The sequence below is a fragment of the Nocardia sp. NPDC051750 genome (assembly GCF_044453135.1).
In the GTDB taxonomy this organism is placed as follows: Bacteria; Actinomycetota; Actinomycetes; order Mycobacteriales; family Mycobacteriaceae; genus Nocardia.
The window spans coordinates 1,104,051-1,126,239 of the sequence record NZ_JBITCK010000003.1 but is presented as its reverse complement, the minus strand read 5'-3'; the positions used below and the strand labels follow the sequence as shown (position 1 = coordinate 1,126,239).

At 67.4% G+C, this 22,189-nt stretch carries 19 protein-coding genes, 1 tRNA gene and 1 pseudogene; 4 read left to right on the top strand and 17 right to left on the bottom strand.

Annotation, left to right across the window (positions count from 1 at the left end; all coding sequences use genetic code 11):
- The first annotated feature begins 2 nt into the window (after window positions 1-2).
- A complete protein-coding gene (locus tag ACIA75_RS18380) occupies window positions 3-713 on the top strand; it encodes an SDR family NAD(P)-dependent oxidoreductase (RefSeq protein ID WP_397105242.1) in 711 nt (236 codons plus the stop codon).
- Here ACIA75_RS18380 and ACIA75_RS18375 read toward each other — a convergent pair.
- From ACIA75_RS18375 to ACIA75_RS18365, 3 genes are all read right to left on the bottom strand, one after another.
- A complete protein-coding gene (locus ACIA75_RS18375) occupies window positions 706-2,379 on the bottom strand; it encodes an ABC transporter substrate-binding protein (protein WP_397105240.1) in 1,674 nt (557 codons plus the stop codon). The genes ACIA75_RS18380 and ACIA75_RS18375 overlap by 8 nt on opposite strands.
- A 310-nt stretch (window positions 2,380-2,689) precedes the next feature.
- Window positions 2,690-4,426 (bottom strand): amidohydrolase, encoded by a 1,737-nt coding sequence (locus ACIA75_RS18370; RefSeq protein WP_397105238.1) that lies wholly within the window; start codon window positions 4,424-4,426, stop codon window positions 2,690-2,692.
- A complete protein-coding gene (locus tag ACIA75_RS18365; protein WP_397105236.1) occupies window positions 4,312-5,673 on the bottom strand; it encodes an MFS transporter in 1,362 nt (453 codons plus the stop codon). The genes ACIA75_RS18370 and ACIA75_RS18365 overlap by 115 nt, the downstream gene beginning before the upstream one ends.
- A 145-nt stretch (window positions 5,674-5,818) precedes the next feature.
- Between ACIA75_RS18365 and ACIA75_RS18360 the strand changes: the two genes are divergently transcribed.
- Complete coding sequence (locus ACIA75_RS18360) at window positions 5,819-6,727, top strand: LysR family transcriptional regulator (RefSeq protein WP_397105234.1); 909 nt, start codon at window positions 5,819-5,821, stop codon at window positions 6,725-6,727.
- A gap of 3 nt (window positions 6,728-6,730) precedes the next feature.
- Here ACIA75_RS18360 and ACIA75_RS18355 read toward each other — a convergent pair whose 3' ends face one another.
- From ACIA75_RS18355 to ACIA75_RS18345, 3 genes are all read right to left on the bottom strand, one after another.
- Complete coding sequence (locus ACIA75_RS18355) at window positions 6,731-7,381, bottom strand: hypothetical protein (RefSeq protein ID WP_397105232.1); 651 nt, start codon at window positions 7,379-7,381, stop codon at window positions 6,731-6,733.
- A gap of 333 nt (window positions 7,382-7,714) precedes the next feature.
- The gene (locus ACIA75_RS18350; RefSeq protein ID WP_397105411.1) at window positions 7,715-8,323 is read right to left on the bottom strand and encodes an IS30 family transposase; all 609 of its coding nucleotides are present in this window, start codon (window positions 8,321-8,323) and stop codon (window positions 7,715-7,717) included.
- 42 nt (window positions 8,324-8,365) lie between these two features.
- Window positions 8,366-9,205, bottom strand: a complete 840-nt coding sequence (locus ACIA75_RS18345) for an IS3 family transposase (RefSeq protein WP_397105409.1) — start codon at window positions 9,203-9,205, stop codon at window positions 8,366-8,368.
- Window positions 9,206-9,337: 132 nt separating this feature from the next.
- Between ACIA75_RS18345 and ACIA75_RS18340 the strand changes: the two genes are divergently transcribed.
- Entirely contained in the window at window positions 9,338-9,937 is a 600-nt protein-coding gene (locus ACIA75_RS18340; protein WP_397105230.1) for a tyrosine-type recombinase/integrase, read from the top strand.
- A 43-nt stretch (window positions 9,938-9,980) separates the two neighbouring features.
- Here ACIA75_RS18340 and ACIA75_RS18335 read toward each other — a convergent pair.
- The 4 genes from ACIA75_RS18335 to ACIA75_RS18320 all read right to left on the bottom strand — a co-directional run bounded on the left by ACIA75_RS18335 (window position 9,981) and on the right by ACIA75_RS18320 (window position 13,501).
- Window positions 9,981-10,054: transfer RNA gene (locus ACIA75_RS18335), tRNA-Pro, on the bottom strand.
- Window positions 10,055-10,934: 880 nt separating this feature from the next.
- A complete protein-coding gene (locus ACIA75_RS18330; protein WP_397105228.1) occupies window positions 10,935-11,393 on the bottom strand; it encodes a hypothetical protein in 459 nt (152 codons plus the stop codon).
- A gap of 382 nt (window positions 11,394-11,775) precedes the next feature.
- A complete protein-coding gene (locus tag ACIA75_RS18325) occupies window positions 11,776-11,991 on the bottom strand; it encodes a hypothetical protein (protein ID WP_397105226.1) in 216 nt (71 codons plus the stop codon).
- Window positions 11,992-12,037: 46 nt separating this feature from the next.
- Window positions 12,038-13,501 carry an aldehyde dehydrogenase family protein gene (locus tag ACIA75_RS18320; protein ID WP_397105407.1) on the bottom strand — a complete coding sequence of 488 codons (1,464 nt, stop codon included), beginning with the start codon at window positions 13,499-13,501 and terminating at the stop codon, window positions 12,038-12,040.
- Between the two features lie 205 nt (window positions 13,502-13,706).
- Here ACIA75_RS18320 and ACIA75_RS18315 point away from each other — a divergent pair, with 205 nt between their 5' ends.
- Window positions 13,707-14,927 (top strand): CaiB/BaiF CoA transferase family protein, encoded by a 1,221-nt coding sequence (locus tag ACIA75_RS18315; RefSeq protein WP_397105224.1) that lies wholly within the window; start codon window positions 13,707-13,709, stop codon window positions 14,925-14,927.
- A 492-nt stretch (window positions 14,928-15,419) separates the two neighbouring features.
- Here the strand turns inward: ACIA75_RS18315 and ACIA75_RS18310 are convergent, their stop codons facing one another.
- The 7 genes and pseudogenes from ACIA75_RS18310 to ACIA75_RS18280 form a co-directional block, all read right to left on the bottom strand.
- Complete coding sequence (locus ACIA75_RS18310) at window positions 15,420-15,575, bottom strand: DUF6131 family protein (RefSeq protein ID WP_397105405.1); 156 nt, start codon at window positions 15,573-15,575, stop codon at window positions 15,420-15,422.
- A gap of 218 nt (window positions 15,576-15,793) precedes the next feature.
- Window positions 15,794-16,200 (bottom strand): annotated as a pseudogene (locus ACIA75_RS18305) (isochorismatase family protein); the annotation flags it as partial.
- A complete protein-coding gene (locus tag ACIA75_RS18300) occupies window positions 16,155-17,156 on the bottom strand; it encodes an aromatic ring-hydroxylating dioxygenase subunit alpha (RefSeq protein WP_397105222.1) in 1,002 nt (333 codons plus the stop codon). The gene ACIA75_RS18300 and the pseudogene ACIA75_RS18305, both read right to left, overlap by 46 nt.
- 72 nt (window positions 17,157-17,228) lie before the next feature.
- A complete protein-coding gene (locus ACIA75_RS18295) occupies window positions 17,229-18,428 on the bottom strand; it encodes an acyl-CoA dehydrogenase family protein (RefSeq protein ID WP_397105220.1) in 1,200 nt (399 codons plus the stop codon).
- 14 nt (window positions 18,429-18,442) lie between these two features.
- Window positions 18,443-19,510 (bottom strand): acyl-CoA dehydrogenase family protein, encoded by a 1,068-nt coding sequence (locus ACIA75_RS18290; RefSeq protein WP_397105218.1) that lies wholly within the window; start codon window positions 19,508-19,510, stop codon window positions 18,443-18,445.
- A 24-nt stretch (window positions 19,511-19,534) separates the two neighbouring features.
- On the bottom strand, window positions 19,535-20,371 hold the full coding sequence (locus ACIA75_RS18285) for an amidohydrolase family protein (RefSeq protein WP_397105216.1): 837 nt from the start codon (window positions 20,369-20,371) through the stop codon (window positions 19,535-19,537).
- 3 nt (window positions 20,372-20,374) lie between these two features.
- Window positions 20,375-22,009, bottom strand: a complete 1,635-nt coding sequence (locus ACIA75_RS18280; RefSeq protein WP_397105214.1) for an AMP-binding protein — start codon at window positions 22,007-22,009, stop codon at window positions 20,375-20,377.
- Between the last annotated feature and the right edge of the window lie 180 nt (window positions 22,010-22,189).

Below are 22,189 nucleotides of genomic sequence, written 5' to 3'. Positions count from 1 at the left end.
TAGTGGCAGCGAAGCGTTCGATCCTGGTTATCGGAGCGCAGGGAGGCATCGGCCGCGCCGTCACAAGTCGACTGGAGGCGGCCGGCTGCTCGGTCACCGGCGTGGACTTGCCCGAACTCGACCTCGCCCAACGCAACGTGGTCGCGACGCACGTGGCGCGGCTGTGGGCCGAGCGCGGTGGTTTCGACGCGCTCGTTCACGCGGCGGGCGTCTTCCCAGTCGCGCCGGTGGCGGCGAGCGACGAGGATCTGTTCGACCGAGTCATGGCCGTCAACACGCGCTCGGCGCTGAGCGCTGGAGCGCAGTTCGTCGGCAACTGCCTGGCAGCGGGTCGGCCGGGGACATTGGTATTCGTCAGCAGCGGTGCCGCCGTCCGCGCACGGCCGGGCACCGCGGTCTACGCGGCGTCCAAGGCCGCGCTCGACGCATTGGTACGCGGCTTCGCACTCGAGCACGGCCGCGACGGGATCCGGTGCTGCGCCGTGGCTCCCGGGTTCGTGAACGTTGAGTCGGCCATCAATCCCGTGCCGCGGTCGTATGTGGAGGCCGTCCGAAAGGCCAGCGTCCAGGGACGGATCGCCCGTCCTGACGACATCGCCGCCGTGATCGCATGGCTACTCAGCGAGGATGCCTGTTGGGTCAGCGGGTGCACCGTGCCCGTCGATGGCGGCGACGGCATCGGCTCGGTGACCGCCCCGACATGGCTCACCTGAGCATGGGCGGCACCAGCCTCCGGTTGGTGCCGCCCGAGATTCGGTACGCCAAGTGCGGATGCCCGCGCGTGAGGTCGTCGGTGTCGTCGGGGTAGCTGAGCCCGTGTTGACCACGCCTCGCGAACTCATGTGCCCCGGTCACGCCGAACGATGCCATCGACCTCAATCGCTCTTGTACGGCCGCGAAGTCCCACGGCCTGCTGACCCGGCTCCACGCCTGGGCGAGGACATTGACCGCGTCGAAGTGTACCGCCGCAGCCGCGAGTCCTGGATCAGCGCCGAAGGTCGCGCGGAACCGTCGTGCAAACCTGTCGCACACGGGACTGTTCACGTTGCCGATCAACGTGGACCACACCAGGCCCTCGCTGAGTTCACCGAATCGCCTGGTGAAGCCCGGGGCCGCCGGCGACCACGCCGCGTGCACCAGCGTGTCCTCACGCAGCGCCGCGGCGGCAGAGAGGAACGCGCGCAGTGTCGGCTCGGGAAAGATCGACAGTGACACTGCATCCACCTCGGCCTGTTCCAGCCGCCGGACCAGGCCGGTGAAGCTCGCGGTGTGGTCCTGAACCGATTCGAGGAACACGAGGTTCCAACCGGCCTCCTCCGCTCGGCGCTGCACACGTTCGAAGACGCCCGGGTCGAACGTGCTCGCCCGCTGGAGCACGGCCAGCCTCCGGCGCCTCGGCCGGAACGAGCCGCTGGCCTCCAGGTACCGGACCGTCCGCAACAAACCCGGCACGTAGGCGGACTCGGTCGAGCAGACCTGGAACACCGCACCGAGGCCATCAGGGTCCGCGTGCACGTCTTCGGAGAGGGCTGCCCCGGTCATGCTGTGCAGCACAGGCGCTCCAGCGGCTGCCGCGGCCGCGATCGCCGGTCGCGCGAACGGCAGCGGGAAGTTGCCGAGCATGATGCCGTCCACGCCGCGCGCGTTGAGCGCTGTGACCGCGTCCAACAGCCCTTCGGGTGTCGCGGCAACGGTCACCTGCTCGACGCGACGGCCCGCGATTCCGCCGCGCGCGTTGAGCTCCTGCACCGCGAGTTTCGCGCCGCGGCGCATCGCTACGACTTCGGCGCCTGCCGACGGGTACACCGCGCCGAGCAACGCCGGCCGGGGCCGCGGAACACGCGCCGCCACCCGAGATGCCGTCACGGGACCGCGCAACACTGCTAGCAGCGGTCTGGGAAGCACCAGATCAGGGCTCGGCAAAGGCGCCGCGTAGGCGTCCTCCGCGGCGATCAGAGTCGCCACGAGCGCGCGGGAGGCGGCGCCGGTCTTGGTGAACACGTGTTCAAGATGCGTGGCCACCGTGCGCCGCGTGCAGCCGAGAGCGTCGGCGATCTGCTGGTTTCCCAGCCCGCTGGCAACGCATGTAGCGACCTGAAGCTCGCGCACGGTCAGTCCGTAAGGGGCCTCGACGGCGACGACGTCGAGTCGCGCGATCCGCCGCTCCGCGTCCGGCACGTCGACCATCACGCGGCGCACCATGTTCTCGGAGATGTCGAGGTAGCGCACCAACCCGCCACGCAACGCGCGTACCGCACGCTTCGCCACGAGCACCAGATCCGGCCGCGCCTCGAAGAACGCCGCATCGCTGCCGCTCCCACGTCCGAACTCCGGTTGCAGCCACCGCCGAACACCATCGAACCGGATGATGTCGTCCACCGATGCCGCCATCAACACCTCTCTCCCGGTCGCCGTTACCACGTCGACGGATGTATCCCGGCAGGAAAGTTTCCTACTCCTATTGGTGACCAGACTCTATTAATGGATCAACGCGCTCGACCCGACCCACGACGATCACGTTGCGGACCTCGCTCCCCGCGCCGCCTCGAGCACGAGTACGAGTACGGCGAGCGAGAGACGCGTCGGCCGATGTTCGTCAGCAACATCCTCCGCCGACACGACGTGTCAGGGCATGCAATTCCTCACACCCGCAGCCCGGAAGCCGCCCGGCGCCCCCGACGAGAAGTGTTCACCTGTCTTCGAAGACGACTTCTCCGCCGATCACCGTTTTCGTCACGTGCAGTTCTTTGATGCCGGCCGGGTCGATTGCGAGGATGTCGTCGCTCAGCGCCGTGAAGTCCGCCAGCTGACCAGGCCTGATCCGGCCGACCTCGCTCTCCCTTCCCGCCGCAAACGCCGAACCGTACGTGTAGGCGGTGAGGGCGTCCTCCACGCTCACGCGCTCGTGCGGTGCGAACGGTTTCCCGCCGCTGGTCAGCCGGTTGACCAGATCGTGGATCGAGACCAGCGGGTTGGCATCGGACACCGGGGAATCCGTCGAGCCGGGCACGATCATGCCCGCGTCGAGCAGGGAGCGCATGCGATAGGTACCCGCCGCCCGCTGCGGACCGATGGCGTCGAGGATCCCGTCGCCGAAATCGGAGATGAACACACCTTGTGGGACGGGAACAACCCCGAGCCGCGCGCACCGCGCCACCTGTTCGCCGGTGGCGATCGCGAAGTGCTCGATGCGGTGCCGCACCTCCCGTGGCCGACGCCGCTGCGCCTCCTCGATCGCGTCGAGGACGTGGTCGATTGCCCGGTCGCCGATCGCGTGTGTCGCCACGGTCCAGCCCGCCAGGTGGTACGCGATGAGTGCGTCGTGCAGCTCGTCCGGGGACAGCTGCAGTACGCCCAGGTTGTCCGGTTCCCCGCAGTAGCACTGGTGTACCGCGGCCGATCGGCCGATGAGCGATCCGTCGGAGAAGATCTTGACCGGTCCGATACGCAGCCGGTCATCGCCAAGGCCGGTACGGACGCCCCAGTCAAGGGTTCGCCAGCCAGCGGGTCCGCCTGGCACCGCGTGCAGGGCGGTGTGGAACGGCATGACCGTCATCCGCGGCCGGATGGTGTTCGCCGCGACCGCAGTGAGGAGATGGTGCAACGCGACCCCGCCACGCAGACTGCCATCGACGACGACCCCAGGGTCGGTGATGCTGGTGAGTCCGTAGGACAGCGCTTGCGCATTGGCCAGCCCCAGGTTGCGCGCGATCTCCGCGTCGGTCACTCCGGCGGCGGCCTCGCGGATCGGATGCATCGCCGCTTCCTGAAGCAGCCCTTCCGCGCGGCCGTCTTCGCCGCGGAATACTCGCCCGCCGGGAATGTCGGGGAAGGCTATGCGGTCTGGGTAGCCGGCGAGCGCGAACGCCGCGGTGCTGGCGACGACCATGTGTCCGGAGACGTGTTCCACAATGCACGGACGTCCGCCAACTGCCTTGTCGATGGCTTCCGCGGTCGGGTGGACGCCATCGAGGAAGTTCTGATCGTAGCCACTCGCCTTCACCCAGCCGTCCGGGGGAAGCTCCGCGGCCCGTTCGGCCAGAGCATCGTAGAGGCCGTCCAGTGTGCCGATCCGGCTCGGCCGCAAATTCACGTCCGCCAGCCGCTGGCCTGTCAGCCCAAAGTGAAGGTGGGCGTCGTGAAGGCCTGGAACGACCCGCGCGCCGCCGAGATCGTGCCGGTGCGTAGCCGCGAGCTCGCCGACGTCGTCGACCGCCGCGATCCTGCCGTGGTGCACGGCGACGGCCGTGGCTTCGGGGTGGCGGGAATCCCCCGTCCAAAAGCGGCCGTTCTCGAAGATGACGTCGACTCTCATGCAGGTGCCTGCCTTTCTGTCGTCTCGGCGTGGAATGCCGGCCGGGACATCGCCGCCGTGCGGTCCGGTTTCGGCTGGGGCGGTAACGGGGTGAGCCGCGCCAGCCACCACACACCCGCGACGGTGATAGCCGCGATTCCCAAGTAGACGGTCATGACGGCCCAAGCGTTGCCGGTCGCATTGAGCACCCACTGCGCGATCAGGGGTGTCGATCCGCCGAAGATCGTGGCGCAGAACTGGTAAGCGATCGAGACGCCGGTGTAGCGCACATGCACGGGAAAGGCGTTGGCCAGTGCCGTGGCGAGCAGCGCGTAGTAGGCGGAACCGCCCAGCGTGGTGAGCGCCAGCATGATCGCCAGCAACCCGACATTCCCGGCCTGGATCGCGAAGAACAGCGGCGCGGCCAGCACTATGACCCACAGGAGACCGCCGATCATCACCCGGCGGGCTCCAACCCGTTCGGCGATCCTCGCGGCCAACGGTTGCGCGACGAACTGGAGCACGGCGACGCCCAGGAGCACGTTGAGCATGAGGCGCCTGTCGATGTCGAATTTCTCGGTAGTCCACGCCAGCAGGAAGGTGTTGGTGAAGTACGCGATCGAAATACCGAGCACCGCGGCAAAGATGCCGGCGAAGACGACCCTCCTCGAGGAACGGAACACCTCGGCGAGTGGGGCTTTCACGACTTCGTTGTGCGCACGGGCGTTCGTGAACTCTTGGGACTCCTCCACCTTCAAACGGACGATCAGCGCGAATACGACCAGTACCGCGGAAGCTAGGAACGGGATGCGCCAGCCCCAGGCCAGGAACGAGTCATCGTCGAGCAACCCGACCCCGAGGAAGCTGAGCGTCGCGAGGATCGATCCGGCAGGAGAACCCTGCTGGACCCAGGTACCGGCGAGGCCGCGTTTCCCGGCTTCGGCGTTTTCGGTCGCGAGCACCACCGCGCCACCCCACTCGCCGCCCACGGCGAGGCCCTGTACGGCGCGGAGGACGACCAGCAGAATCGGCGCGGCCACGCCGATCTGGGCGTACCCCGGTAGAAGCCCGATACACATCGTCGCCAGCCCCATCATGACCAGCGTCGTGATCAGTGTGGTGCGCCTGCCGAAGCGGTCACCGAAGTGGCTGAAGATCATGCCGCCGACGGGCCGCGCCAGGAAACCCACCCAGAACGTCGCGAACGACGCGAGCAGACCGGCGCCGGGCGCGGCATGCGGGTAGAAAACCTGGCCGAGCACCAATGCCGCGGCGGTACCGAAAATGTAGAAGTCGTACCACTCGATCGCGGTCCCGACGAAAGCGGCTGCGGTGGCTCGGCGGCCCCGGGACACCGATGGCGTGGCGGATCTGGTCATGACGATGACGCTTCCTGGACGACCCGGCCGAGGACCGTTGTCCCATACGCGGAACCACATCGCCGGGGTTGAGCTGTCAGTGTGCCCGCTGCCGTTATGCCGGAACAGTGCCCGATTGACATAGGAGCTATGCTCAAGCAACATAATGGAACTTCGTCAGCTCGAGTACTTCGTCGCCGTTGCAGATCTGGGTTCGGTGAGCGCCGCCTCCGAGCGATTGTTCGTGACCCAACCCGCGATCTCTCGGCAGATCGCCCGGCTCGAACAGGAACTCGGTGTGCACCTCTTCCATCGGACCAGCGGCGGCCTCAAGCTCAACGCGGCCGGGCAACGGTTGTATCCAATGGCGCGGGACATCCAGCACCGGGTCACGCGCAGCGCGCAGGTGATGAAGGCCGCCACCACCGGCCAGCTACCGATGACCGTGACATGCCCGCCCACCGTGGTCGACGCGGTGGCCGCCTTCATCGCCGCCACGGCGACCCCGATCCTCGACATCCGGGCGCAAATGCCCGCCATGATCTACGACGAGCTGGCGCGGCACGCCGCCGACCTCGCGATCGGCACCTCACGCCCACCCCGGCAGTACGCCTCGCTCCAGCTGCTCTCCCCGCCACTGAGCCTCCAGGCCCCACCAGGCAATCGGCTGTGCGACCGGAGCGACCCGCTGGACCTCGCCGACCTGGTCGGCGAGGCTTTGATCATCAGTGCCCCGGGCAGCGCCATCCGCCACGTCGTCGACGAGCACGCCGCAGCGAGAAGCCTGGCACTGACCTACGTCCAGGAAGTTTCTTCCAGCACCGTCGCACAGGCCCTTGCATCCGCCGGGCAAGGAATCGCCATCGTCGGCGAACCTCGGCGGTTCGGCCTGCTGGGACGCCCGCTGACCAGTCTCGGCACCCCCATCACCATCGCCAACTGGGCCGCGTGGGAGCTCGAACACTACGCCGCACCCGAGATCCACGCCGTCGCGACGCGGCTGGCCACCTGGCTGACGGCCACGTATGCGAACCCACTCACCATGAGCCTCTACAACGAGAAACCCTTCGGCTGAGCCTTAACCGGATAGCAGGTCGCGCGGCCGGGAGCCGCCGACAGAGGGCGATAAGTCGAGATTCCGGTAGCACTCCCACGAAAACGGCACCGCAGGTCGGGGGTAATGGCTGAGTTCGGGCTGCGGATCTGGTTGGTGGACGCTTGGCTTGGCTGCCGGGCGTCCCACCGATCCACCGGACAGCAACCCCGCCGACGATGATGAGGGTGGTTGGCTCGAACCGGCCAATAGGTGAGCTGGACATTGAAATCCGCCGGCCCGGCGAACGCCCGGTCCGGCAGAAAACGACGTCTCCAGATAGCCGTTCGCCCGTTCCACCAAACCTTTGGCCTCAGGATCCCGGAGCCGGCACTGCAGCACCTTGATGCCCAGCGACCCGCGGAACGCATTCATCGTCTCGGTCAACTGCGGTTTCCCGCCCCGCCACCGACCGACCGCCGCTTCGTTGTCCCCAACCAGCATCTTCGGGACCCGAGCCCACCCCGAGGTCAACGCCCAGTGCCCCGCCAGCAAATCCAGGCTCTGACGAGTCGGGATCGTCACCGCGGTCAACACCCGCGAGTAACCGGTCACCATCACCAGCACCGGCGGCCGCCCGACCTGCCCGAACCCCAGCAGAAAATCCGCTGGCGGAAACCACAGATCACACTGCACAAGCTCACCGGGCTGACACTCCGTCCGCGATGCCGGATTGCGGTTTCGAGCCATCGTCGCAACACGTGAACGAATTTCATCCTACCGGTTCGGCTTCGAAGACTTCTGCGGCCGTTCGCCAACCAAGGACTCTGCGCGGTCGGGTATTGATTCAATCCTCGGCCTGCCGGAGGTCGTCGGCGCTGTGCAGGGACAGGTCGGTGGTCTTCGGGAAGTACTGGCGTAGGAGTCCGCTCGTGTTCTCGTTCGTGGCGCGCATCCAAGGCGATTCAGGATGAGCGAAATTGGATTCCCTCGGCGAACAGGTCGGCCAGCAGGTCATGGCGGGCCATCTCAGAGCCTTGGTCCCAGGTCAAGGTCAGTCTTGGCTTGTGCGGGGACGGTGGTCAGAACTCCGAGCACGGCGGCTGCGAAGGTCTCTGCGTTGCGGCCATCGGGTAGGTGGACCAGGCGCACGAATCGGTTGCGGCGATCGACCAGCGTGGCGATCGCCGAACCGTTGCGGGCGCCAACGATGAGGTCGCCTTCCCAATCGCCAATGCGCCTGCGTTGGTCGACAACAGCGGGACGCGACTCGATGAGGTTCGACGGGGTGATGAAACGAACCGAGCGGACATCGGCACGAAGACGCCGGCGGCGCAGCGAGCGCCGAGTCCGCAGACGCTTGGTCAAAGCCCTGGACAACCCGGACTTTTCGGCGTTGTAGAGCGCCTGGTAGATCGTTTCATGGCTGACATCCCAGCCCACTTGCGCCAGATATTCACGGCGCAGCCAGACACTGATCTGCTGCGGGCTCCAGTCCAGTTCCAGCTTGGCCTGGACGACCGCCCGCAACCGAGGATCGGTCAGCAGCCGGCCAGCGCGGCGACGGCGAGCACAGTGAGCGGCCCTGGCATGTGCGAGATCGGCGTCGTAGCGGCCGCGGTCGTGACCATAAGGTATTGCGGTGTACTTTGAGGCTCACCCCGAATGGTGGACAGGGGATTATGCGGCTGTAGCTGCCGCGGAGAGTGAATGTTCGTAGGCGAGCGGGCTGATCATCCCGATCGTGGAGTGACGGCGTCGAGTGTTGTACCGGTGCATCCATTTGTCAACCGCGGCAACGAGTTCAGCCTTCATCACGTAGGTATGCCGATAGTAGTGCTCATGTTTGAACGTCGACCACAGCGATTCCGCGCCGGCGTTGTCCCAGCAGATCCCGGTAGCGCCCATCGACCGGTGCAGGCCATGCCGATGACAGGCCGCCGCCATAGCCGAAGCGGTGTATTGACTGCCGCGGTCGGCATGTAGGACGACCCCGCGGCCGCCTCCGCCGCGGGTAGCCATCGCCTTGTCGAGGGTGTCGGTGACCAATTCGGTACGCATATGGTCGGCCACCGACCAGCCCAGCACCCGTTTGCAGTGCTCATCCTTGATCGCGCACAAATACATGTCTGCTTCTCCGCAGGTCGGGTAGGTGATATCGCTCGTCCAGACCGCGTCGAGCCGGCCCTGGTCGAACCGGCGGCCGACCAGATCCGGCGGGAACGACGCACCCGGGTCGACCACGGTCGTGGCGACTTTGAAGGTGCGGGGGCTGATCCCTTCGATCCCGATCGAGGCCATGATCTTGGCGACGGTCTTCTCGGTGACCTTCTCACTGGCCTCGCGCAGATCAGCGGTGATTCGTGGGGCACCGTAGGTGCCGTCGGATTCCCGGTGATGAGCCACGATCTTGATTACCAGGTCCGCCCGGCGCTGCGCCCGAGGCGTCAACGACCTCGAACGGCAGCGTTTCCGGTACTCGTAGTATCCGGACCTCGACACATTCAGTAGCCGCGCCATCCGAGCGACGTCTTCACCGGCACCGCCGGTGAACATATCGGGGGCGGCGCACTCTGCCATCAGCTCGAACCGGGCCGGTTCTGCTGCATCGCGGCAAAGTACGCCGAAGCTTTCTTCAGGAACGCGATATCTTTGTCCTGCACAGCGACCCGGATCGGGGAAGTTTCGGGGTGCCGCGTCCGCGACATCGACACCGAACAATGGGTGTGGACATTGCGGCGGCAGACGACCCCGGGGCCGGGCGGACTGAAGGACAAGGGCACGAAGGGAAAGCGATCGCGCCCTATTCCCTTGATCGAAGAGATCCGTCCGCTCATCCTTCGCCGGATCAACGCAGCCCGTGCCCGCGTGGAGCGCAACCACGACGAGTCTAGCGAGAAGCAGCGGAGGGAAGCGCTGCAGGATGCGCGGTTGTTCGTCGGACCTCGGGGAGGTCGCATCCAGGCGGGCGTACTGCGAGATGCGACCAATTGGGACCAGGTTGTGACGAAGCTCGGATATGAGCATCTGCGGCGTCACGATCTCCGGCATACCGGATTGACATGGTTCGCCGATGCCGGGGTCCCGCTACATCGGCTTCAGCGGATCGCCGGGCACACCGATCCCAGAATCACGCAGCGGTACCTGCACCCCGATATCGCGGCATTGCAGGAAGACGGAAACCAGTTGTCACGGCACCTACGGGGCGGGTCTGGCCCCGGATCGGCCCCAACTCTGCGAGCGGCCCAGTAAGAGAAAATCCCCTCCGACCCAGGTCGGAGGGGATTTTCCTATGTCGGGCTGACAGGATTTGAACCTGCGACCACTTGACCCCCAGTCAAGTGCGCTACCAAACTGCGCCACAGCCCGTCACACCCTCATCGGGTGCTCGATGAGATTACCTCACAGAGGTTCGGGAGAGCTAATCGGCTGGTCAGCGGGGGTGCGGCGAGTCGGGCCGTTGCTGTGGTGCGGGCGGAAACGATAGGGTTGGCAGGGTCGAATCGGGGTGGGGATCGGACTCGACGGAACGGGCACTTCTGATGCAGAGAACAGCACAAGGCCCTCGTATGGTTGTCCGGATCGCGGGAGCGGTCGTGTGGGTCTTTACGCTTGCCGCGGCGTTCGCTGTACCGGCGGCGGCCGCACCCGCTGAACCCGCGCCGGCTGCTCCGCCGGGGCCGCTGGTCAGCCTGAACGATTATTGCGCAGAGCCCGGTGCTGTCGGGCACCTGGACAGCGGCCGAACCGCCTACTGCACGCAGGTGGAGAGTACCGACGCCTTCGTCTGGTCGTATTCGCGGACCCCCAGGGCCCATGACCCCAATTAACGCGCTTACAGCTGCGCGGAGAACGGCTGTCGCTTCCCCGACGGCTCGGAGGTACCGGGCTACCAACGATGCGGGATCATCTGCGGGGAACCACCCACCTCCGGTGATGTGCAGAGTGGGCTGGCCGACTGCTTCAGCTCCGTCGCACCGTTCGAAGAATGCGAACAACGACCGACGGGCTGACCTCTTCGAAAACAATTCGCGGAGTCATGCGACGGCAGCAGATTCGGCCGCTGCGATTTCGCGCTGGTTCGGAACCGGCGATATCCGAAGCCGTCGTCGATTTCGCTTGCGGTAATCCTGCGCTCGTGGGATTGTTTCCCATCTCGAATAAGAGGTTTCGCGTCGAGGAACAAAATCTTCGGTATCGCGGACGATCGTTCAGTACACCCTCCTCTGCCGCAACAGCCATCGTCGGATCAGAGCTCAGGGCGCCGCCACAGCGGCGTGTGCAGCGCGAGGATCGTATCCCCCAGCGTGTGATGCAGTTCGGCGAGATCCGCCCGGTCATCCGGTTCTTCCCCTATGCCGAGACAGGCGACGGCGGCGGCGAGCGCGCGCAGGGTGCTGTCCAGCAGGGCACCGTCGACGTACGCCACCACGGGATTGTCCGACCAGGCCAGCGAAATCCCCCATTCGACGATCAGATTCGTCGTCTCCTCGGGGTCGCAGGTCGACACGCGTTTCCCGGTTCGCGCAGTTTCCCGGCGGAGCAGCCGGCCGGCGATCGCCAGTCCGGCGACCGTCCGGCCGACCAGGTCGGCCGATATCGGCTGGATCGTCGGTAGGTCGTCCGGCTCGGGAACCGCCGGACCATCGACAGGGGCGAACAGCTGGACAACCGTCGTTTTCCGGAGATCGTTCAGGCCCTCGTTCACGCCACATCGTTCCTTCGCCGCTGAGGGATTCGCGTGTCGATATTGCCACTGTCCTGCGGGCCGGCACAGCCGAATCGTAAATATTCTCCGGCCGGTGCATGAACATGCTCAGGAAACCTTCTCGGTCGCCGAGAGAGTATTTCAAGATCTTCCCGGTGGATTCCAGTCGATGACGATGTTCCCGATCGAAGACTATTCCGTGTTTCGTCCCGTCCTCGATGCTGAAAAGGAAATGCCGGTGGTTCCGAGCCGCTATCATCCCCGCGGGTGCTGTGACGCCGGATGCGCGGCATGGTGGCCCGCGTCGGGCCGGGCCGCACCGCACGACTACGGCGGCCGCACAGCATGCGCCGGTACAGCGCATACGTCGTCCTCATCCCTTTCAGGGCTTGGTGTTCACGTAGCCGCCCGCAACGCACAGGCGGACCGTCTCCTCCAGGTCCCCGGCCGCGCGGGCGGATACGTATTGCTCCAGATCCGCGCAAACGTCCGGCGCGATGATGTTCGGGCCCGCCGCGGTGAGATTCACCGGATACGAATGCCCCTGCCCGCGGGCAGCTCCCGCGATAACCGTGACTCTGCCGTCGAGCTTTCCCATCGCTACACCTTTCGCTGTCGGTCGTCGGCGCGCACCGACCGGCCGATCACGAGCTCTTGGGCGCTCGGGCGGCGATGGTCGTGGTCTCCAGGTATTGCTGGAAACCTTCGAGTCCGCACTGCCGGCCGACGCCGCTGTGCTTGAATCCCCCGAACGGTGCGTCGGCGCCGTAGTACATCCCGCCGTTGACCCCGATCGCGCCGGTGCGGATACGCTGCGCCACCGCCATCCCGCGTTCCAGCGAACCCGACAGGACCGCGCCGGCCAGCCCGTAACGGCTGTCGTTGGCGATGCGGACGGCGTCGTCGTCACCGTCGTGCGGCAGCACCACCAGCACCGGGCCGAAGATCTCCGCGCGGGCGATCGCGATCGATTCGTCCGCACAGGCGAAGACGGTGGGCTGGAAGAAATACCCGCCCGACAGATGCGACGGCAGGTCCGTGGCAATTCCGCCACCGGTCACCAGCCGGGCGCCGTCGCGGACACCGCGGGTACAGGAATCGAGCACCCGCCGCTGCTGCGCGGCGCTGACCAGGGGGCCGACCAGCGTGCCCGGCAGCCCCGGATCGCCCACAGGCACCATGTCGTATGCGGCACCCAGTTGCGCGATTACATCCTCGAACTTCTTGCGCGGCAACAGCATTCGGCTCGTAGCGGCGCAGGCCTGACCGGCGTGGACGCAGACGCCGACCGCGGAGTTCACCGCCGCGCCCGGATCGGCGTCGTCGAGCACGATCAACGCCGATTTGCCGCCGAGCTCCAGAAAGCTGCGTTTCATGGTGTCGGCGCCCGCACGCATGATCGCTTTGCCGACCGCGGTGGAGCCGGTGAACGAAACCAGGTCCACCCGGGGATCGGTTGTCAGCAGCCGCGCCACCTCGTTGGACGGCGTGGTCACGATATTGAGCACACCGGCCGGGAAATCGGTGCGCTCGGCGACGAGGCGGCCGAGCCGGGTGGCGTTCCACGGGGTGTTCGGGTCCGGTTTCAGCACAACCGTGTTACCCGCCGCCAGCGCCGGGCCGATCTTGTTCAGCACCACTTCGAGGGGGAAGTTCGACGGGCAGATCGCGGCGACCACGCCGACGGGTACCTGCACCACCCGGCGCGTGTTCCGGGGACCGAACAGCTCGCTGGGTTCGAGTACGCGTTCCCAGCGGAATTCGCCGATCAGCCGGATCGGGTAGCGCAGCGCCGCGGCCAGCGGCCAGTCCAGCTGGGCGTTACTCAGTGTCATGACCGGACAGCCTGTTTCGGCCACCAGCTCCTCGCCCAGGTCGGCCCTCTCCGCGTCGAGGGCCGCCTGCAACTGTTCGAGGCACCGTGTCCTCAGCGCGCGGTTCGTGGACCAATCGGTGTGGTCGAAGGCATGCCGCGCCGCGGCGATCGCGCGCTCCATATCCGGCTCACCGGCCGCGGTGGTCGTGCCGAGCACGGCGCCGGTGGCCGGGGAGATGTTGTCGAACTCGGCACCGCCCTTCGCGGTGCACAGCTCACCACCGATCAGCATTCTGTGCTCGGCGCGGGCGGCGGCACGTCGGCCGATCTCGAGAACAGGGGCCGTCGCCTCGATGTCGCGCACAGGGCCTCCCGGAGCATCGGATTCGTGCGGGCGGTGATCGATGCGGCGATCCCAACCCGACTGAGGTGACTAACTGTAACTCTTACCGTATAGTCCTACAAGTCAGCCGCCCGAGCCATGGAAGGGAGCGGCGATGTCCGGTCTGCTCAACGGCATCAAGGTGGTCGAGCTCGCCTCGTGGACCTATGTTCCGAGCGGCGGTGCGGCGCTGGCCGATTGGGGCGCCGAGGTGATCAAGATCGAAGACACCAAGGGCGGGGACCCCTGCCGCTACCTCACCATCGGCGGGCTCGACCCCGGCGATTCCCGGGTGCGCGCCAATTTCATGATGGAGCTCGGCAACCACGGCAAGCGCAGTATCGGCCTCGATATCAAGAATCCCGAAGGACGGCGCATTCTGGGCGAATTGATCGCCCGGGCGGATGTTTTCCTGACCAACTGGCTCCCCGGGGCCCTCGAGCGGGTCGGCCTGACCGTGGCCCAGCTGCGCGAGTTCAATCCGAACGTGATCATCGCCCGGGGCAGCGGGCACGGCAGCCGCGGCCCGGAGAAGGACCGCGGCGGTTTCGATGCCGCGAGCTACCTGGCGCGCGCCGGGGTCGCCCACGCACTCACTGTGCGGGACGCCGAATTCCCGGTCACGCAGACTCCCGCCTTCGGCGACCTCCAGGGCGGTATCACCCTCGCGGGCGGCGTCGCGGCCGCGCTCTTCCATCGCGAGCGCACCGGGCACGCCCCGATCGTGGACAGTTCACTACTGGCACAGGGCATGTGGGCCGTCGCCCCGGATATCGCGGCCGCCGACTACTACGGCATCGACCGGATTCCGGTGGGGGGCGCCGGCACCGCCCCGAACCCCGCGGTCAACCGCTACCGCACCCGCGACGGACGCTGGGTCCAGCTGGTGCTCCTGCAGGCGGATCGCTTCTGGCGTGGTTTCTGCGAACGCATCGGGCGGCCCGAACTGGGCACCGACGAGCGATTTGTACCGTTGGCGAATCTGGTGGTGAACCAGGAGGCCGCCACGGCCGAACTGCGCCGGACTTTCGCCGAACGCGATCTGGCCGACTGGCAGAAGGCCCTCGCCGACGAACCGGGCGTCTGGGCGACGATCGCCAGCCCGCGGGAGGTCCTCGACGATCCGCAGGCGGAAGCGAACGGCTACCTGCTCACCCTGACCGACGACGCGGGCGAGACCTATCGCACCGTCGGCGCCCCGGTGCAGTTCGACGAAACTCCCCCGCCCCCGACGCGCGCACCGGAATACGGCGAACACACCGAGGCGATCCTGCTGGAGCTGGGGATGGACTGGGACCGGATCATCGCAGCGAAGGAGTCCGGCGCGGTCCTCTAGACCCGCGCCGGACCGCCGCGCTCGACGCGCTGCGGTCCACGGGTGCGCCGACGGTCGCACTCGACATCTCCGCGATTCCGGGACCCCCACCGGTCTTGATCCGGATCTCGCCGAGGGGCGCTGCACCGCAAACGCGCTGTCGACGACCGCGGCGCCGCGTTGCCGGTCCCGGGCCGAGCAGCCTCGCGATCGACGGACCCTCGCCGGGCGCCGAACAAGCCGCCCGGCTGCCTGTAAGCGACGCACAGCGCACTTTCCCGGGGGGGCGACCAGTCCGGCCTGCGCGTAGGTGGGCAGCACACCGATCGCGGTGGTGGCGGCAACCGTCAGCAGCAAGGCGCCCACCAGCACAGCCCGGTTCCCGCGAGCCGAGGGTGCCCGAGTCCGCCGCTGCGCGGGCCTCGGCTCGACTGTGATCCACCGACGGCATCGGTGGACGGTGCGCCGGCTGGAGGCGGGCACGGTCTCATTACACCGCCGCCCCGGGCCGCGTCAGTAGTAGTGGCGTCGGCCGCCGACCGCGCGGCCCATCGACCCCAGTGCCAGCAGCACGAGCCCGATGATCAAGAGGATGACTCCGATGACCCAGAGGACCTGGAGATCGAACAGGAGTCCGAGGACGAGCAAGATGATCCCGAGAATGATCATGAGGGACCTGATTTCGATGTCGGGAATTGCGGGGCGAGCCATGACATCACCGGCGTGAGGGCTACCCACGTCACGCATCACACCCACCGCCACCTGCGACGACTTCGACGTCACAGATCTTCAGTACACGCCCGGCCACCGGCAAAGTCAATCACTGGGCCGCCGCGGACCAAGCCTCGACCAGCTCCGCCGTCGTGGTCACCGTGGTCAGTGGGGCGAGGGCCCAGTCCGTGCCACCGGGTCAGCAGCAGGTCGTCCGGTTCCGGACCGAACTCGGGGAGCAGGGCGGCCCCCGGGCTCCCCGGCGTCACCGCCACACCGCGCCGGCCGAGGGCGAAAGGGCCGCGTTGTGATTGGCACCCCGGCCGTCCGCGCGACGCTGCACCAGGCAGTGCACGACCGTCACCCCGGCCGCCCGGGCGACCGGGAGCAAGGTGGCGATATCGGGCAGCGCCTCCCGCCGGGCCGCGCGGGCCAGAGCGGGTGATCCGGCCTCGGTCCCGACCACCGACCCCTGCAACTCCTGGGTGACGAGCGCGGTACGGGCCGGGGCGACCAGCGCCGGGAGCCCCGGCCGGCTCACGCCGGTGTCTCCGCGGGTACATCGTAGAACCGGGTGGCCCATTGGCGCAGCGACATATACGGTTTCGCGTCCTGCGGCGACAGCGCCGGATGTTCGACATACTTCTGGTAACGCCAGATGCTCAGATCGTCCCAGACCGTGATCAGGAACTGTTTCTCCACCCGTTCGCGAACCGCGGGCGGCGGGACGTCGGAATCGTCGCCGGGCAGTTTGGGCCACCAGATGGAATAGAACAGATCCGAGGTCTCGTCGTCGACCGGGGTGGCGGCGAAGATGAGCCGATGGTTCGCCGACCCTTCGAAGGCGCTGATGGAGCCGCCGAGCCCGAACATATGTGCGTGGATGAGCATCGCCATGGCGTCGGGATCCGCACTGCGCACATCGGGCCAGCCGGTGAGAAACGTCCAGCTGTGTTCCGATTCGTTCCAGTCCAGCATCCGCGGCGTCACGGTGGCCCGGTGGACATAGCGGAAATGCGCGCTGTCCGGCCCGTTCTCCAGGACCACCTGCGGATGCACGGGTTCCCCGTCCGCTTTGCGGGAGAATTCCGGGTAGGGGCGGTAGAAGGAGCCGGGGTCGACGGTCAGCTCCGGGAACAGGCCGAGCACATCGGGCATCGCCCAGTTCGGCGGCGCGCCCTCGGGGTGATGCCACATGAACACACAGCCGTTCTGCTCGTTCACCGGATACACCCGCAGCCGCAGCCCACGGTTGACCCGTTTCTCGCCGGGGATCGCCGTGTTACGTCCGTCCGGACCCCACCGCCAGCCGTGGAACGGGCATTCGACACAGTCCCCGACGACCTTTCCGCCGTGGCCGATATGGGCGCCCAGGTGTTTGCAGTGCCCGGTGAGGACATGGATCTCACCGGATTCGTCGCGGTAGGCCACCAGATCCTCGCCGAAATAGCGCAGCGGACGTGTTTCGCCGAGCGGGAACTCCGCCGACCACCCGATCATGAACCAGCCGGTGACCTTCCAGGTGAAAGGAACCTTCACGCGTACACCTCCGGTCCGTTCCAATCCGTTGCGCGGCTTCCGCCGGGCCGATCTTCTTCGTCCGGGGGGGGTTCACGACCCTTTACCGTTGGTTTTGGGCGGTGCGTAGCTCGGCCGGCCCAGCCCGAGCACATGCTGGGCGATCATGTTGCGGAACACCTCGAGGGTGCCGCCGTAGATACCGCACAGCGGCGCCCACCGGTACAGGTAGCTCGCGCCACCCGCGTCGGCGGCACCCTCGGTATCGGCGGGTAGCGCCGCGGCGGAGCCGAGCACATCCATGAGATCCGGCGAGATATCGCGCATGGTCTGCGCGATCGCCACCCGCCCGAACATATGGGGTGCGCTGAGCGCGGCCTCGAGCCGGGCGATACTGCGGCCGAGGCGGTAGGCCACCGCCGCATCGTCGACCGGGCGCAGCCCGTCCGGGCCGGGCCGGGCGGCGATCGCCGCGATCCGGTCGGTGGTGGACGCCATGGTCGAGCCCTGATGGGTCATGATCGATACGTCCTGCAGGCCGTCCCCGGCCGCGTCCACCACCCCGTGCTCCTCGTTGAGCGGGCCGAGCAGTACGCTCCACCCGCCGTTGACCTCACCCAGCCGGTAGCGGTCCGGGATCCGGACATCGCTGTAGTACACGATGTTGGTGCGGTCGCCGTCGACGGTGCGTAGGCCCTGGATCTCGATCCCCGGGGAGTCCAGCGGCACCAGGAACATGGTGAGGCTCTTGTGCTTCGGTGCCTCCGGGTCGGTGTTGGTGATGAGGAAGACGTAGCTGCAGTTGTGCGCACCGGTGGTGAACATCTTGGATCCGTTGATGATCCAGTGGTCACCGTCGCGGACGGCGCGGGTCCTACAGGTGGCGACATCGGAGCCGCCCTCGGGCTCGGTGTAACCCAGGCACAACCGGATCCGGCCCTCGCGGACGCCGGGCAGCACCTCCTCCTGCAACTCCGGCGAGCCGTGCCGCCGCACCGAGGGGACCACGATTGCGGTGGTTCCCCAGGTCACCCACGGGACCTCCGCCCGGCGCTTCTCCAGATCCCAGAGCCGGCGGCGCAACCGGTTCAGTTCCGGTCCGCCCGCCATCCCGAGTTCGGCGGCCAGCCAACCGGCCGCGCCCATGGCCAGGTGCACACCTTCGTCGAAGTTGTCACCGGTCTCGCGGTCGCGGCGCCGGACGTCGTCGGTGACGTGTTCGTCGAGGAAAGCCCGTGCCTCGGCCTGGAACCGGCTGTCCTCCTCGGACAGCTCCACGCGTGAGAAATCCATATCTGTGTACTCCTCTAGGCCGGGACGGCCGTCGGTGCGGTACTGCGGCGGGCGACGATCTCGGCGATCTCGCGGGCGGCGACGGCCGGATCACCGCCGGCCAGCGACCATCCGCGGGCCCGCACCAAGTAGGCCGAGGCCGCGGATTCCGCCGACACACCCAGCCCGCCTTGTGTCTGAACGGCCATGGTCGCGGCCTTCGGTGCTTCTCCGGTCACGAAGACGAAGGCCGCCGCGGGCAATTCGGGCTGGGCCTGCGGCTCGTACTCCTGGAACCAGGCCGCGCGCCGGGCCAGGTTGCGGCCGCCGTGGACGACGACCGCGATATCGGCGAGCGGATGTGAGATGCCCTGCAGCGATCCGATCGGCACCCCGAGGGTGTGTCGGGTGGTGGCGAATTCCGCGGCGATGCGCAGTGTCTCGTCGAGCAGCCCGATCAGCGCTGCCGCGGTGAGCACCCGCCATTCGTCGAGCGCGCGGCCGTATTCCGCCACCGCGTCGGGCCCGGACGCGAGCGCCGACCGGACGCCGGCCCCGGCCGGATCGACCCACGCCATCGGGAGGCGGCCGATATTCTCCACCCGGGTGGGGCGGCTCTCGAACGCGAGCCGGACGATCTCGTCGCCGTCGCGCAGCACGATCTCGTCGGCGACCGCCCCGGCCGGGATCAGCCGCGGGCCGGGGCGCGGCGCCGGATTCGGGTCCAGTGCGACGATCCGGCGGCCGGCGGCGATATCGCCGGAGTTCTCGCCGGGCAATGCGTCGAGCCGGGCCAGCAGCCGGGCGGCGGTGCTGTGCTCGATCCACGGCACCGGTGCGATCGCGCGGCCGAGTTCTTCGGCGACCAGCGCCAATTCGACCAGGCCCGCGCCGTCACCGCCGGCCGATTCCGGCAGCGCCATCGCGGTCGCACCGGTGGCGCACAGCTGTTCCCACAGGCTCTTGTCGAAACCGGTGGCCTCGGCCGCCCGCACCGTATCGATCGGGCAGCGGGCCTTGAAGAACTTGGCGTATACGGCCTGCAGTTCGGTCTGGTCCTCGGACAGGCTGTAGTCCTGCCTGCGCAATTCATAGCGGTCCATCATGTACTCCTGTGTCCGGACTGTTCAGGCGTCCGTGGGCTTGTCGCCGAAGAAGAATTCCCGCGCGTTGGTGTAGAGGTAGTTGTCCAGGACCTCGGCGGGAAGATCGAGATTCCGGGCCTCCGGTACGACCCGCCGCATGGGCAGCACCGGCCAGTCGGAGCCGAAGATGATCTTCTGCTTGCCCCGGGTGCGCATATAGTGCAGCAGGCTGTCCGGCAACCGCTTCGGGGACCATGCCGAGGTCATCAGGCGCAGGTTCGCGTACTTGATGAGCAGCCGGATGGCCACGTCCCACCACGGGTCGGCGCCGTGGATCATGCACAGTTTCAGCTCGGGGAACCGCACGCAGACCATATCGAGGTAGATGGGGTTCTGGACCTCGCCGGGGATCGGCGGGCCCGGGATACCGGTGTTCATGCACAGCGGCAGGCCCAGTTCCGCGCATTTGTAGTAGAGCGGGTAGTACACGGCGTCGCTGGGCGGGTACCGGCCGTCGCCCCAGAAGCTGGCGCCGATCGCGGTGTAGGCGACGGGCAGATCCCTGGTGAGCGCCGCGAGTTCGCGCAGCGACGGCACCGGACGCAGCGGGTTCACGCCGTTCACGGCCAGGGCGAAACGTTCCGGCCGGGCCTCGGCGAACTTCAGTGCGGTGGCCGACGGTTTCACCATGTTGTACATCAGGATCGCCTTCTCGACGCCCTGCTCGTCCATCTCGTCGATCAGCTCGTCCAGATCCGGCTGGGCGAACATCGATGCCGGACCCTTGAAGTAGTCGTCGCGCACCTTCAGCATCCATTCGGGCTGCTTCTCGGTCTCACCGAAGTGCACGTTGACCAGGCCGTCGATAACTCGGGTCACGGTTCAGGCTCCGATTTCTCGCGGTTCTCCGGCGGCGGCATCCACCCGGACCAGTTCGGCCGCCCACCGGTAGTCGGGCTTCCCGTTACCGAGACGCCGGATCTCGGACACGACGAGGAACTCCTTCGGGACCTTGAAGCCGGCCAGTTGCTCCTTGCAGACGGCGCGCAGCGCCGGGACGAGGGCGCTGCCCGCCTCCGCGCAGAGCAGGGCGACCACTTCGCTGCCCCACCGGGCGCTGGGGCGGCCGACGACCAGCGCGTCCGCGACCCCCGGATGCGCTCGCAGGATCTCCTCCACTTCCTCGACGAACACCTTCTCGCCACCGGTGTTCACGACGAGGGAGTCACGACCCAGCAGGCGGATGGTGCCGTCGGGATCCACGGTCACCCGGTCCCCGGGGACGGCCATCCGCTGACCATTGATCTCCGGGAAGGTACGCAGGGTCGCCTCCCGGTCACCGAAGTAACCCAGCGGGACCCGGCCACCGCGGGCGGCCCAGCCCACCTCGTCCTCGCCGGGACGCAGTAGCCGGGTGCGGTCCGCCGAGATGGCCGTACCACCCGGCATGGGTGCGAAGGTGTCGACGGCGGCGCCACGGGTGCTGCGCCCGTAGCCCATTCCGCCGGTCTCCGAGGAACCGTAGCCCTCGACGATGAACACGTTCGGGAGCAGTTCGAGGATTTCCCGCTTGTACACGGGGTTGGTGGCCGCACCGCCGGTGCCGATCCCGTACAGCGACGACAGGTCGTACGTCCGGCGGCGCAGTTCCGCCACCAGCGGCGCGGCGTAGGCGTCGCCCACAATGGTGATCAGGGCGGCCTTTTCCCGCTCCGCGGTCTCCAGCGCGATCCGCGCGTCGAACTTCTGCCGGTCGTCGTAGAGCACGATCGTCTGGCCGGCCAGCAGACCCGAACAGGCAGTCATGATTCCGGCGGCGTGCGACAGCGGCGACATCGCGTACCAGACCTGGCCGGTCGCGCGGGCGAATGCGTGCAGGACCTCGATCGACTCGTGGTCGGCACCGTTCATCGAGGCGACGTACAGATCGGATTGCCGCCACTGCACGCCTTTCGGGCGTCCGGTGGTGCCGCCGGTGCACAACATCGCCAGATCGTCGGGCGAGGTCTCGATGATCCGATCCGGGTCACCGGCGCGGATCGCCTCCTCGAACGGAACGGCGCCGGGGAGGTCCGCCGTGTCGGTCCCGTCCTCCACGGCGATGAACAGTTCGACGCCATGGGGTGCGGATTCCGCGATCACGGGTCCGAACGAGCGGTGGTAGATCACGGCCCGGGGCCGGAGATAGGCGAGCAGCTCACCTATCTCCCGGGCGGTGTAGCTGGGGTTGACATTGACCGGTACCGTCCTCGCCTCGAGGCAGCCGATCATGACCTCGAGGTACTGATCGTTGCGCATCACCAGCGCGACCCGGTCCTGCCCGCATTCCCAGCGGTCGAGTTCGTCGCGCGGGGTGTGCATACCGAGCCCGCGATCGGCGAGGTTGCCGGCCAGGCGCCGGGCGCGTTCCGCGGATTCGGCGAAGGTGCGCCGGCGGTCACCACAGATGGTCATCAGCCTGTCGGGCACGGCGGAGGCCACCGCATCCAGCACCTGCCCGATCGTCCATTCGGTCACGGCCGGCCTCCCCGACGACTCCGGCGCAGGGCTGTTCGGGGGGATTGGGTGATCGCCACGTAGTCGAGACCGGACATCAGCGTCCTTTCGTTTGCGCTACCGAACACGCTGCCACAACCGGAATAGATATAGTTACTGTATATCTATCGGTATGGGTTCACACAAGGGCGGAAGAGCGGC